Annotated in this window: 10 protein-coding genes; 2 read left to right on the top strand and 8 right to left on the bottom strand. The window is 72.1% G+C overall.

All coding sequences use genetic code 11. The features are described 5' to 3' along the window. The first annotated feature begins 94 nt into the window (after positions 1-94). Positions 95-973 carry a CE1 family esterase gene (locus LADH09A_RS07645; protein ID WP_238644174.1) on the top strand — a complete coding sequence of 293 codons (879 nt, stop codon included), beginning with the start codon at positions 95-97 and terminating at the stop codon, positions 971-973. A gap of 1 nt (position 974) precedes the next feature. On the opposite strand, the gene LADH09A_RS07640 is transcribed toward LADH09A_RS07645, so the two are convergent. Genes LADH09A_RS07640 through eno form a run of 4 tightly spaced genes read right to left on the bottom strand, consistent with a single transcriptional unit; the run spans position 975 to position 4,048 of the window. Further along, positions 975-1,472: an amino-acid N-acetyltransferase gene (locus LADH09A_RS07640; protein ID WP_372492247.1), complete on the bottom strand. Its 498-nt coding sequence runs from the start codon at positions 1,470-1,472 to the stop codon at positions 975-977. A 35-nt stretch (positions 1,473-1,507) separates the two neighbouring features. Continuing rightward, positions 1,508-2,065, bottom strand: coding sequence for a DUF501 domain-containing protein (locus tag LADH09A_RS07635; protein ID WP_238644172.1), 558 nt, complete (start codon positions 2,063-2,065; stop codon positions 1,508-1,510). Positions 2,066-2,093: 28 nt separating this feature from the next. Further along, positions 2,094-2,732 (bottom strand): FtsB family cell division protein, encoded by a 639-nt coding sequence (locus LADH09A_RS07630; protein ID WP_238644171.1) that lies wholly within the window; start codon positions 2,730-2,732, stop codon positions 2,094-2,096. Positions 2,733-2,764: 32 nt separating this feature from the next. Beyond that, a complete protein-coding gene (gene eno / locus LADH09A_RS07625; RefSeq protein ID WP_088946234.1) occupies positions 2,765-4,048 on the bottom strand; it encodes a phosphopyruvate hydratase in 1,284 nt (427 codons plus the stop codon). 213 nt (positions 4,049-4,261) lie between these two features. Between eno and LADH09A_RS07620 the strand changes: the two genes are divergently transcribed. Continuing rightward, positions 4,262-4,954 carry a hypothetical protein gene (locus LADH09A_RS07620; RefSeq protein ID WP_238644170.1) on the top strand — a complete coding sequence of 231 codons (693 nt, stop codon included), beginning with the start codon at positions 4,262-4,264 and terminating at the stop codon, positions 4,952-4,954. 153 nt (positions 4,955-5,107) lie between these two features. Here LADH09A_RS07620 and LADH09A_RS07615 read toward each other — a convergent pair whose 3' ends face one another. From LADH09A_RS07615 to mfd, 4 genes are all read right to left on the bottom strand, one after another. Continuing rightward, on the bottom strand, positions 5,108-6,727 hold the full coding sequence (locus LADH09A_RS07615) for a DUF885 domain-containing protein (protein WP_238644169.1): 1,620 nt from the start codon (positions 6,725-6,727) through the stop codon (positions 5,108-5,110). Positions 6,728-6,826: 99 nt separating this feature from the next. Continuing rightward, positions 6,827-7,813 carry a nucleoside triphosphate pyrophosphohydrolase gene (locus LADH09A_RS07610; protein ID WP_238644168.1) on the bottom strand — a complete coding sequence of 329 codons (987 nt, stop codon included), beginning with the start codon at positions 7,811-7,813 and terminating at the stop codon, positions 6,827-6,829. 2 nt (positions 7,814-7,815) lie between these two features. Then, complete coding sequence (locus tag LADH09A_RS07605; protein ID WP_238644167.1) at positions 7,816-8,643, bottom strand: hypothetical protein; 828 nt, start codon at positions 8,641-8,643, stop codon at positions 7,816-7,818. Between the two features lie 47 nt (positions 8,644-8,690). Next, the gene (mfd, locus tag LADH09A_RS07600; protein ID WP_238644166.1) at positions 8,691-12,335 is read right to left on the bottom strand and encodes a transcription-repair coupling factor; all 3,645 of its coding nucleotides are present in this window, start codon (positions 12,333-12,335) and stop codon (positions 8,691-8,693) included. Between the last annotated feature and the right edge of the window lie 1,015 nt (positions 12,336-13,350).

The following is a 13,350-nucleotide window of genomic DNA, read 5'->3' as shown; positions in this document are numbered from 1 at the left end:
TCCTTCGCCCAGGACCGAAAGGGTTGATCCACAAGCCGACGGCCCCAAGGGTGGATGGCGGGGTCGACGGGGGGTGGCTGACGTGCGGCGGACGATGGCAGTGTTGACGGGGCTCTGTCTCCTCGTCGTGGCGGCGGCTTGTGGTGAGCGGGGGCAGCCCTCGTCGACCCCGCCGGCCGCACCCTCCGCGTCGACCGAGCGCCCGGCGGCGGGCGACCACGAGCTCACCCTGACGCACAACGGCGCCGAGCGCACCTATCTGCTGCACGCACCGCCCGGATACGACCCGGGCAGGCCGTCCGCGCTGGTCATCGCGCTGCACTTCTATCCCGGCAGCGCCTCCTCCATGCGGGAGCTGGCAGGCCTGGACGCCCTGGCCGACAAGGACAACGTGCTGGTCGCGTACCCCGACGGGGTGGGCGGAGGCTTCAACGCGCTGGTCTGCTGCGGCAGCCAGGACGACGTCGGCTTCCTCACCGCTCTCACCGGCCACCTGGTGCAGGCCTGGCGTGCGGACCCGAACCGGGTCTTCCTCACCGGCATCTCCAACGGCGGCGACATGAGCTTCCGGGCGGCGGTGGAGAGCACCGGCACGTACGCCGCGATCGGGGTGGTCAGCGGCGGTTACAGCGGCACGCTGACCACGGTCGACAGCTACGTGCCGAAGAGCCCGGTCTCCGTGATCACGTTCATCGGCGGCCAGGACCGGTACGCCTCGACCTTCCAGACCGGCATGCAGACCTGGCAGCAGCGGCTCACCTGCCGGCCGGGCCCGAAGGCGTCCGGGGTGCCGGGTGTGACGCACACGGTGGCGAGTTGCGCGGACGGCAGCGAGGTCAGCGTCTACACCCTGCCCGAGATGGGCCACAGTTGGCCGGGTGCCACGGCCGGTCAGCTCGCCGCGTCCTCCGCCGGGCTGTCGGCCACCGACCTGATGTGGGAGTTCTTCGCGGCGCACCCCCGCAAGGCCTGACCTACAGGCGCAGCATCATCCGGGTGTTGCCCAGCGTGTTCGGCTTCACCCGGTCCAGGTCCAGGAACTGCGCGACACCCTCGTCGTACGAGCGCAGCAACTGCTCGTACACCGGTTGCGGCACCGGTGCGCCGTCGATCTCCTCAAAGCCGAAAGCGCGGAAGAACCGCGTCTCGAAGGTGAGCACGAAGATCCGGGCCACGCCCAACTCCCGGGCGGCGTCGATCAGCTCGCCCACCAGCCGGTGCCCGATCCGCTGGCCCTGACAGGACGGGTCGACCGCGACCGTACGGATCTCGGCCAGGTCCTCCCACATCACGTGCAGCGCGCCACAGCCCACCACGACGCCGTCGTCGGCGCGGACCGCCACCCGGAACTCCTGCACGTCCTCGTAGAGGGTGACGGTGGCCTTGCTCAGCAGCCGGCGGTCGTCGGTGTAGGTGTCGACCAGCCGCCGGATGCCCCGTACGTCCCGGGTGCGGGCCCGCCGCACCAGGATCTGCGTCTCGGGCGCCGAGGACCCCGCCTGCGCGTTCACTCGCCCGCCGGCACGTCCACGCACGGACCGGCCGACCACCAGGGCTCGACCAGGCCCAACGTCTCGTCGCCGAACGGGTTGACCCCGGGGCCGGCACCCAGCGCGTGCCCCAGGTGCACGTGCAGGCACTTCACCCGGCCCGGCATCCCGCCGGCCGAGATGCCCGCGATCTCCGGCACCTCACCGACGGCCTCCCGGCGGGCAAGGTAGTCCTCGTGCGCGGCACGGTAGTGGGCGGCCAGCTCGGGATCCGTCGCCAGCCGGTCCGCCATCTCCTTCATCAGCCCCGCCGACTCCAGCCGGCTGCACGCCGCGGTGGCCCGGGGGCAGGTCAGGTAGAAGAGCGTCGGAAACGGGGTGCCGTCGGCGAGGCGGGGGGTCGTCTCCACCACGTCCGGCAGGCCGCACGGGCATCGGTGGGCGACCGCCCGGGTGCCCCGGGGCGTCCGGCCGAGCTGCGCCGCCACCGCGGCCAGGTCGGCCTCCGTGGCCGGCTCCCGCTGCGGCAGGGGTACGGAGTCCGCCGCCGGCTCCGACGGTGGTACGACAGTCACGGTCTCTCCTGGTGCGTCGATCGGTGGATCACTTGCCCGGCTGCTGGCTGTCGGCCGCCTGCACACTCGACCAGAGCGTGTCGTACCAGGTCGACGGCCCCGCCGGGGCGGCCGAACCGGCCGACTTCCCGGCGTCCCGGGCGGCGCCCTCCGGGTCGTGCAGCACCACCATCATCTTCTCGCCCGGCTCGCCCATGAAGAAGCGCTCCCGAGCCTGCGTCTTGATGTACTCGTCGTCTTTCCAGTTGGCGGCCTCGGCCTCCAGCTTGGCGATCTCCGCCTCCTGCACCGCCTGGGCCGCCTCCATCCGCTCGATGTCGGCCTGCTGGTCCAGGTAGACCCGGACCGGGTACGTGTAGGCCAGCGCGAGCGCGATCAGGACCGCGAACAGCACGGTGGCCCGGCCGGTGAGGCGACGGGGGTGGGGCGCGGCGAGCCGCTTGACGGCACCACCGGCGGCGGTACGCCGAGCGGCGGCCGGACGATTCGCCGAGCGGACGCCCTCGGCGCCCCGGGCCGCACCCGGCGCCCGGCCAGCGGCGCGGGGATCGGCGCGTACGCCGGTCTCCCGGACCGATCCCCGTGTGGCGCGGCCACCACCCGGCCGACCGGACTGACCCGGCCGGCGGGCGGGACGCTGACCACCCGGTGTGCGGCGCTGCTGCATCGTCACACCCCTCCCCCGAGGCTTCGCGCGTCTCAGGCCGAACGGTAGCGCGGGAACGCGCCGGCACCGGCGTAGCGCGCCGCGTCGGCCAGCTCCTCCTCGATCCGGAGCAGCTGGTTGTACTTCGCGACGCGGTCCGAGCGGGCCGGCGCGCCGGTCTTGATCTGGCCGCAGCCGGTGGCCACCGCCAGGTCGGCGATGGTGGTGTCCTCGGTCTCGCCGGAACGGTGGCTCATCATGCACTTGAAACCGGCCCGGTGGGCCAGGTCCACCGCGTCCAGGGTCTCGGTCAGCGAGCCGATCTGGTTGACCTTGACCAGGACCGCGTTCGCGGACTTCTCCGCGATGCCGCGGGCGATGCGCTGCGGGTTCGTCACGAACAGGTCGTCGCCGACGATCTGCACCCGGTCGCCGATCGAGGCGGTCAGCGTCTGCCAGCCGCTCCAGTCGTCCTCGGCCAGCGGGTCCTCGATCGACACGATCGGGTAGTCACCGGCCAGCTTGGTGTAGTAGTTGCTCATCTCCTCGGCGGACTTCGCGGAACCCTCGAAGGTGTAGGTGCCGTTGTCGAAGAACTCCGTGGCGGCCACGTCGAGCGCGAACACGATGTCGGTGCCGAGCCGGTAACCGGCCTTCTCGACCGCCTCGGCGATCAGGTCCAGGGCCGCCGCGTTGGTCGGCAGGTTCGGGGCGAAGCCACCCTCGTCGCCGAGCCCGGTGGACAGGCCCTTCTTCTTCAGCACCGACTTGAGGGCGTGGTAGACCTCCGCGCCCGAGCGCAGCGCCTCACGGAAGGTCGGCGCACCGATCGGGGCGACCATGAATTCCTGGATGTCGACGTTCGAGTCGGCGTGCGCGCCACCGTTGAGGATGTTCATCATCGGCACCGGCAGGAGGTGCGCGTTCGGGCCGCCCAGGTAGCGGAAGAGGCTCAGCTCGGCGCTGCCGGCAGCGGCCTTCGCCACCGCGAGGGAGACCCCGAGGATGGCGTTCGCGCCCAGCTCCGACTTGCTGTCGGTGCCGTCGATGTCGAGCATCTTCTGGTCGATGAGCCGCTGCTCGCTGGCCTCGTACCCGATGATCTGGTCGACGATCTTGTCCTCGACGTTGGAGACCGCCTTCTCCACGCCCTTGCCCTGGTAACGGTCGGCGTCACCGTCGCGCAGCTCGATCGCCTCGAAGGCGCCGGTGGAGGCGCCGGAGGGCACGGCCGCGCGGGCCACCGTGCCGTCGTCCAGGCCGACCTCGACCTCGACCGTCGGGTTGCCCCGCGAGTCGAGAATCTCCCGGGCGACGATTCCCTCGATGGTTGCCACTGAGTCGCTCCTCGTTGTTGTGATCCGGTCCGTGGGTGGGCCGCGACGGTGCGGCTGAGGCAGGTGTTGAACGCAGCGTATCGGGCGGCGCGAACGGGCACGGCGTCGCCCGCGCACCCGAGCCGCCCCGCACTGACGGACATTCCCGGATTTCCGGGCGTCAACCGGCAACGGGTTTGCGCTGCGCGGACCAGATCCACCAGGCTGGTCGCCATGCCCGCCGCCTCGACCACCCTCCGCATGCTCGCCGTGTCGGTCATCGCGTCGCTCACGGTCACCGGCTGTCAGACATTCGAGGACGCCGGAGTCGCCATGGGTCGCTCGGAACTCGTCAATGACCTCGCCGCGCGCCTCGACCGGGCGCTGGAGTTGACCTACTCGGCCGACTACCAGTTGCCCGGCGGCCAGAGCGCCGCGATCGTCCAGGCGCAGGACCCGGCCCGCTCCGCGTACACGTACCCCGGTGGGCGACTCACCGTCACCCCCGAGGCCGTCACCCGGTGTACGACGACCGGCTCCCGCCCGCAGTGCACGCTGGTCGCCCCGCCCACCCCGGGCAGCAAACCCACGGTGACCCTCTTCGGTGAGGCCAACCAGCAGGGCCTGGTCACACCGCCGGTGGTGATCGGGCTGCTGAGCGCCGCCGCGCTCGACCCGCAGGCGGTCATCAAGCAGAGCGACACCACCGTCGCGGGGCACCACGCCGCCTGCGTCGAGGTGCAGAGCTCGTCCGGCGACTTCACCGCCTGCGTGACGACCGAGGGCGTGCTGGGCAGCTTCGCCGGGCCGGTCGACGGCAAACCGATGGAGCTGGCGCTGAGCCGCTACTCCGCGAGCGTGGACAGGGGCGCGTTCGACCCACCGGCCGACGCCGACGTCGTGGACCGCCGCCCCGGCAGACCGTGACCGGTCCGACGGCCGGGCCCGTCTCTCAAGATCCGCACAAGTTCGGGGAAGTTGCTGCCTCCGGGGCGCTGGAGGCAGCAACATCGGAGAAGTTGCGCGGATCGTGAAGCGGGGCGCGGTCGGCGGGCGGCGGTGACCGGTGCGCGGCCTTGCTCAGACCCCGAGCAGGGTGCGCAGGTGGCGCGGGGGCGGGCAGTCGTGGGCGAGCATCGCGTCGTGCCAGTCGCGCACCGACACACCGTCCGGGCGGGCGGCGGCGATCTCGGCCATCTCGCTGTACCCGACGAAGTAGGTGGAGAGCTGGGTGGAGGTCAGCAGCGACCGCCGCCACTTGCCGGCCGCCTCGCCCTCCTCCTGGAAGCCGCGCCCGGTCATCAACGCCATCGCCTCCGCCTCGGGCAGGTCGTCGGCGTGCACCAACTGGTCGAGCAGGGCGTTGATGGTCATCCGAAGCTGCATCTTGAGCTGCTGCAAACGCACCGGCAGACCACCGAAGCCGAGGCCCGCCATCAGCTCCTCCGTGTAGACCGCCCAGCCCTCGATGAACGGGCCGGACTCGGCCAGCGCCCGGACCCGGGTGCCGCCGACGTAGCGGCGGGCGTGAGCGAGCTGGAGGAAGTGCCCCGGCATCGCCTCGTGCACGGTCAGGTTGCGGATCATGTGGTCGTTGTACTCGCGGTAGAACGACTCCACCCGCTGCGCCGGCCAGTCCGACGGGGTGGGCGCGATGCAGTAGAAGGTCGGCACCGCCGCGGTCTCCAGCGGGCCGGGCGAGTCGCAGTAGGCCACCGCGACGCCCCGGGCGAACTCCGGCATCTCCTGGATCACACACCGGTCGTCCACCAGGGTCACCAGGTCGTGCGCGCGGACGAAGTCGGTCGCCTCGTCCAGGGTCACCCCGGCCAGGTCGACGATCGTCGCGTCGTCCGGGTGCTCGGCGGCGAGCACGTCCAGCGCCCGGCGGACGGCCGCGTCGTCGGCGGGGCCGCCGACCAGCTCGACGGCCGCCTCGCGGATCTCCGCGGTGACCCGGTCCAGGTTGGCCCAGGCGCGGCGCTGGATCTCGGCGGCGCCCAGCTCGGTGTCGAGGGTGTGCCAGAGCCGGGCCTCCCAGCGGCGGCGGCCCAGCCGCGGGTCCCGCCCCGGGCCGGCGTCGGCGGCCAGGCCGGCCCGCAGCCACGCGACGAACTCCTCCAGCGCGGCGATCGCCGCCGTGGCCGCCGGCTCGACCCGGTCGAGGGCGCTCGGGGCCTGGGCGAGCAGCGGCGGCAGCTCGTCGCGGATCAGCGCCGCCGTGCCGGCGAACTGCCCGACCGCGGTCTCCGCGTGGATCCGCGGCATGTCCCGCAGCGTCGCGCGGGCGGTGGCGAGGGCGTCCGGTACGGCGGCGAGCCGGCCGGCCAGCTGGGTCAGCCGCACCTCCGCCGGGGCGTACGGGCGGGCCAGCAGCGGGTGCAGGAGCGCACCGGGGTTGTGGCGCAGCGGGTCCCACTCGTGCGACCGGATCTCGGTCAGCTCGAACAGCTCCCGGTCCACGAAGGAGGTGAGCAGCGCGTGGTCGACCTGCTCGTCCACGTCGAGCGAGTCCGGGTCGAGTTCGGACAGCGCGTTGGCCGCGTCGGAGAGCATCGCCCGGTCGGCGGCAAGCGCGTCGACGGACAGGTCGGGCAGCCGGTCGTCGAACCGGTGATCCCCGGCAGCGGTGGCAACCCCCGGCCGTGACTCCAGCAGCGCCTCGACAACCCGCTCAGCTAGTACCCCGAATGCCTCCACCCGGCCCACCCTACCGACCGCCCCACCCACTGCCACCTGTTACGTCGATCATGAAGTTATTGCCCCCGACCTCGGCGTGTCGTGGCAACAACCTCATGATCAGCGCGGGTCCGGGGGGTGGGTCTCGGCGGTGCGGATGGCCTCTGCGTAGGCCAGGGTGGCGCGGCGTAGGGCTGCTTCCGGGTCTATGCCCTCATTGCGGGCCGCCGCTACCGTGGCCAACAGGCTTGCGCCCAATCTCGCCTCGGCATCCACCTGTGAGTCGGCCAGCGGCGGTGGGACCTCGATGCCCCTGCGGGCGGCGCGGTGCAGGATCTGCGCGGCCAGGGCCAGGGCGGGCTGGCTCAGGGCCACGCCGGCCAGCACCGAGTCGCTTGCCTTCTCGGCACGCTTGATCCGCTCCCAGTTCTCGGTGATCTCCTCCAGAGTGCCCGCCTCGGCGCCGGCGAAGACGTGCGGATTGCGCCGGATCATCTTGTCGACCAGGCCACCGGCCACGTCGTCGATGGTCCACCGCTCGCCCTCGGGCAACTCCTCGGCAAGCCGCGCGTGCAGCACCACCTGCAACAGCACGTCGCCCAACTCCTCACGGAGCGCGTCGGTGTCGTCGGCACTGATCGCGTCGTACGCCTCGTAGCTCTCCTCCAGCAGATAACGGGCGAGGCTGCGGTGCGTCTGCGCGCGTTTCCACGGGTCGCCGCCCGGCGAGGCCAGCCGGTCCATCACGGCCACCGCGTCGAGCAGTCGGGCGCCCGGCGGGTCCCACGAGCCGTACATCAGCTCCATCTCGGCCAACCCCGGCTGCCGGGCCAGCCGCATACCCAACTCGCGGGCCAGCGCCTCGTCGCCCGCCGGGCCGGCCAACCACACCACCGTGCCGTGCGTCCCCACCGCATCCAGCAACGGCTGCGTCGCCGGGCCGTCCACAACGGTGACCTCGGCGCCCGCCTGGCGCACGGCCGTGACCAGCTCACTCTCCGCGCCGGTCAACACCGGGTGCTGGCGTACGACATCCCAGGCCGCGGAGGTCAGCAGGCCGGCGGGCAGCCGGGGCGAGGTGACCAGGAGGACGATCCGTGCCGACATGCTCAGCTGGCCGTGCCCTCGACGTTCGGGGGCGTGGCCTCGTCACTCGGGTTGGCGTCCGACGGAAGCGGCTCCGGGGTGGAGATGTCCGTGACGGTGCCTGCCTTCTCCAGGTAGGGAAGGCTGTACCTGCCGAAGCCGCCGTCCGGCACCTGGAGCAGGGCCGGAATCTCCAGCGAGGAGTAGCGCGGGTTGAGCGAGACGTCCTCCCGCTTCACCTCTGCCTCGAACGCCGCACTGAGGGCGACCACCGCCGCCACCTGCGGGGCGATCGCCGGTTGGGCGAACGCTGACCGCTGCTGCTCGGCCGTCCAGCCGGCCGGGGCCACCTCGCCCTCCACCATCTTGGCGTAGACGACGGACCGCATCTCGTCGGTCAGCTCGGCCGGCGGCAGACCCGCCTGGAGGGAGAGGAAGAGGTTGTACCAGTCAGCGGCGAGCTTCGCGTACTCGGAGCCAGGCGCTCCGAAGCTCTTGCCCAACTCCTCGGCGTTGAGCTTGTCCTGGACCGGGATGTTCTTCTCCGCGACGACCCGCTTGGCGAGGTCGATACCGACGAGCAGGTTGAGCACGTCCTGCGGGGTCGCGTCGATCCGGAGCAACTCCGGCGACGGGGACGCGGACGGCCCGTTCTGCTGCTGGAACGCCGCCCGGACGGTCGTCTCGTACTTCGCCTGGGCCTCGGCGTGGATCTCGTCCACGCGTTGCACCGAATAGGTGGTGTCACCGACGTACGCGGCGACTCCCGGTGCGGACTTACCGCAGGCAGCGAGGGAGAGGACACCCAGGGCCGCGACGCTGGCGGCGGCGATCACACGGCGAGCACGCATGCTCGTCACTCTCTCATGCCCTCTCCCGTGCTGTGACGGCCCCCACCTCACCCGGCCGCGACGGCGAGCGGGGCGGGGGCACCGAGCACATCGGAGAGCAACTGGGCGCACCACTGGAGCAGCGCCTGGTCACGCAGCGGCTCCCCGCCGATCCGGCGGGTACTCGGCCGAGGCACGCTGACCTGGTCGGTGGCCTGCTTGTAGACGGCGTCCGGGTGGTAGCGCTTGAGCCGCATCTGCTTCGAATCCGGCAACGGCAGCGGGCCGAACCGCACGTGCTTGCCCTGCATGGACACGTCGGTGAGGCCGTACCGGCGCGCCAGCAGGCGGAACCGGGCCACCTCCACCAGGTTCTGCACCGGTGCCGGCGGCTCGCCGTACCGGTCGGTCATCTCGGCGACCACCTCGCGCAGCCGCTCCTCGTCACGCGCCTCGGCGAGCTTGCGGTACATCTCCAGGCGCAGCCGCTCCACGCTCACGTAGTCGTGCGGCAGGTGCGCGTCGATCGGCAGGTCGATCTTGACGTCGGGCTCGTCCTCCGACCGCTCACCCTTGAACGCGGAGACCGCCTCGCCGACCATCCGCACGTACAGGTCGAACCCGACACCCTCGATGTGCCCGGACTGCTCACCGCCGAGCAGGTTGCCGGCGCCCCGGATCTCCAGGTCCTTCATCGCCACGTACATGCCGGCGCCCAGCTCGGTGTGCTGCGCGATGGTCGCCAGCCGCTCGTGGGCGTGCTCGGTGAGCGGCTTCTCCGGCGGGTAGAGGAAGTAGGCGTACGCCCGCTCCCGGCCCCGGCCGACGCGGCCACGAATCTGGTGCAGCTGGGCCAGGCCGAGCAGGTCGGCCCGCTCCACGATCAGCGTGTTGGCGTTGGGGATGTCGATGCCCGACTCCACGATCGTGGTGCAGACCAGGACATCGAACTCCTTCTCCCAGAAGCCGACCATGACCTTTTCCAGCGCGTCCTCACCCATCTGGCCGTGCGCCACCGCGACCCGCGCCTCGGGCACCAGCTCCCGCAGTCGCCGCGCCGCCCGGTCGATCGACTCGACCCGGTTGTGCAGGTAGAAGACCTGCCCGTCGCGGAGCAACTCACGGTGGATGGACGCCGCCACCTGCCGGTCGTCCTGCGCGCCGACGAAGGTGAGCACCGGGTGCCGCTCCTCCGGCGGGGTGGCGATGGTGGACATCTCCCGGATGCCGGTGATCGCCATCTCCAGGGTGCGCGGGATCGGGGTGGCCGACATGCTCAGCACGTCGACCGACGCGCGCAGCGTCTTCAGGTGCTCCTTGTGCTCGACGCCGAAGCGCTGCTCCTCGTCGACGACCACCAGACCGAGCTGCTTGAACCGGGTGGCGGTCTGCAACAGCCGGTGGGTGCCGATGACGATGTCGACGGTGCCGTCGGCGACCATCTCCAGCGTCCGCTCGGTCTCCTTCGGGGTCTGGAACCTCGACAGCTGCCGGATCTCCACCGGGAACTGGCTCATCCGCTCGGCGAACGTGTTGTAGTGCTGCTGCACCAGCAGCGTGGTCGGCACCAGCACCGCCACCTGCTTGCCGTCCTGCACGGCCTTGAACGCCGCCCGGACCGCGATCTCGGTCTTGCCGTAGCCGACGTCGCCGCAGATCAGCCGGTCCATCGGGACGGTCTGCTCCATGTCCCGCTTGACCTCGTCGATCGCGGCGAGCTGGTCGGGCGTCTCCTGCCAGGGGAAGGCGTCCTCCAACTCCCGCTGCCAGGGGGTGTCCGGGCCGAACGAGTGACCCTTGGACGCCTTGCGGGCGGCGTAGAGCTGGATGAGCTGCGCGGCGATCTCCCGCACCGCCTTGCGGGCCCGGGCCTTGGACTTCTGCCAGTCCGAGCCGCCCATCTTGTGCAGGGTCGGCTGCTCCCCGCCCACGTAGCGGGAGAGCTGGTCGAGCTGGTCGGTGGGGACGAACAGGCGGTCGCCGGGCTGACCGCGCTTGCTGGCCGCGTACTCGATCACCAGGTATTCCCGGCTGGCACCGTTGACGGTGCGCTGCACCAGCTCCACGTAGCGGCCGATGCCGTGCTGCTCGTGCACCACGTGGTCGCCGGCCCTGAGCTCCAGAGGGTCGATCGTGTTGCGCCGCCGGCTCGGCATCTTGCGCATGTCCCGCGTCGAGGTGCCCCGACCGCCGGTCACGTCGTTGCCGGTCAACAGCACGAAACGGGACGCCTCGTCGACGAAGCCGCTGCTCAGCGCGCCGCAGGTCACCACCAGCTCACCGGCGACCGGCGCGGTCGGCACCTCCTCGGTCAACCGGGCGCCCAGCCCGGCGTCGCGCAGCACCTCCACCGCCCGCTGGGCGGGGCCGTGCCCCTCGAAGACCAGCGCGATCGACCAGCCCTCGCCGGCCCAGCGCTTGAGGTCGTCCACCACCCGGCTGGTCTCGCCGTGGTAAAGCGGGGCCGGCTGGGCGGCGAGGGTCACCGCGATGGCGTCGTCCGGGGTGACGGCGGCCTGTTCCGGCGCGTCCTCCCAGGGCTGCCGCGTCTCGGTCGCCGTCTCCCCCTCGACCAGGCCGAACGGGGACAGCGTCCACCACGGCTGGCCGAGCGCGCCAGCGGTGGCGCGCACCTCGCCGAGAGTGCGGAAGGCGGCGGCGCCGACGTCCACCGGGGCCTGGCCGCCGACCGCGGCGGCGGCCCAGCTGGCCTGGAGAAACTCCTCCGAGGTACGCACCAGGTCGTGCGCTCGCGTGCGGATCCGCTCCGGGTCGCAGAGCAGCACGTGGGTGCCGGCAGGCATCGCGTCCAGCAGCAGCTCCAACGAGTCGGGGCCGACCAGCACCGGCGCCAGCGACTCCATCCCCTCCACCGGGATGCCCTCGGCCAGCTTGTCGAGGATCTCGGCCAACTCGGGGTGCTGCTCGGCCAGCGCGGCGGCCCGGTCACGGACCTCCGGGGTCAGCAGCAACTCCCGGCAGGGCGGCGCCCACAGCAGCGGAACCTGCTCGATGGTCCGCTGGTCGGCGACGGCGAAGGTGCGGATCTCCTCCACCTCGTCGCCCCAGAACTCGACCCGGGACGGGTGCTCGTCGGTGGGCGGGAAGACATCCAGGATGCCGCCGCGCACCGCGAACTCGCCGCGCTTGGTGACCAGGTCGACCCGGGCGTACGCCATGTCGATCAGCCGGCGGGCGACCTCCTCGAGGTCCGCCTCCTCGCCGGCGGCAAGCTGCACCGGCTCCAGATCACCGAGCCCCTTGAGCTGCGGTTGGAGCAGTGAACGGACCGGAGCCACGACCACCCGCAGCGGCCCGTTGCTCCCGTGCGCGTCGGCGGCCTCCGGGTGCGCCAACCGGCGCAACACGGCCAACCGTCGGCCCACCGTGTCCGAGCGTGGCGACAGTCGCTCGTGCGGCAGCGTCTCCCAGGAGGGGAAGACCACCACCTGCTGCGCCGGCAGCAACCCACCCAGCGCGGCGGCCAGGTCGTCGGCCTCCCGAGTGGTGGCGGTCACCGCCAGCACGGGTCGCCCGGCCCCACCCCCGGTGCCGTCGGGGTCGGCCGCGACCGCGGCGACCGCGAACGGGCGCAGCGCCGCAGGGGCGGTGATGTCGAGGCCGTCGACCTGGGCGGCACCGGAGCGCGCCAGGTCACGCGCCCGGGTCAGCCCGGGGTCGGCCAGGGCGGCGGAGAACAGACCGGTGAGCAAGGGATTCCTTCCCGGGGAGTCGACGCACACGACGGCGGCCCCTCGTCCAGCCGGACGGGGGGTGCACGACAACCAGCCTATCCCCGTCCACCGACACACACCCCCTTCCGCCCAGGTCCACGCCGCGCGGCGCTCGACACCCCACCGGCCCGTGCGCCGACCAAGATCCACACCACGCCCCCAGCCCGGGCGCACGCCTCTTCGCCCAGGTCAGGGCCCAACACTCCACACCCCGGGCCGCACCCTCAGCCCAAGCCCGCACGCGTCGACAGCCCACCCACCCTCGACCCCGGTCCGCGTGCACCCACATGCCCCCACCCCTCGAGCCGGGTCCACGCCGCGCGTCGCGCCATGCCCCCGCCACCCGATCCCGGTCCGCGCCACGCCGCGCCCACACGCCCTCACCCCATCGAACCGGTTCCGCGCGCGCCGCCCACGCCCCGCAGGCCCGCACCCCACTCAAGATCCACGCAACTTCCCGGAAGTTGCTGCCTCCGGGGCGCGGGAGGCAGCAGTTTCCCTGATGTTGTGCGGATCTTGTCGGTGGGAGCGCCGTCGACCGCGCCGGGGCGCGCGGACACCTGACTGCGCGGGACGTTCCGTCGTGCTGCTGCCTTGCCCCCGGAAACACCGATCAAGACCGGGCTCGATCCAGGATGTAGTGGTCTCGAAGCCGGCGGATCGCACTCTTTCCTGGATCGAGCACGATCTTGGCCAGTTAGAGGACGCGAACCAGGACAAAGGGTGGTCTGGCGAGCGCTGCCCGAGGCGACCCGAACGCCCCAGCCCGAGGCGGACCCGAACGCCCCAGCCCGAGGCGGACCCGAACGCCCCAGCCCGAGGCGGACCCGAACGCCCCAGCCCGAGGCGGACCCGAACGCCCCAGCCCGAGGCGGACCCGCATGCCCCAGCCCGAGGCGGACCGGACACGGGACATAGATCTTGACCGGTGGCGGCTGGCGGGCGCGGAGGGTCGGGGGGGGGAGCAGTGGGGGTGGAAGAGTGGCAGCTAGGG

This window comes from Micromonospora cabrerizensis (genome assembly GCF_022230955.1).
GTDB classification, from domain to species: domain Bacteria; phylum Actinomycetota; class Actinomycetes; order Mycobacteriales; family Micromonosporaceae; genus Micromonospora; species Micromonospora cabrerizensis.
This window is presented reverse-complemented; position numbering and strand designations above follow the sequence as displayed.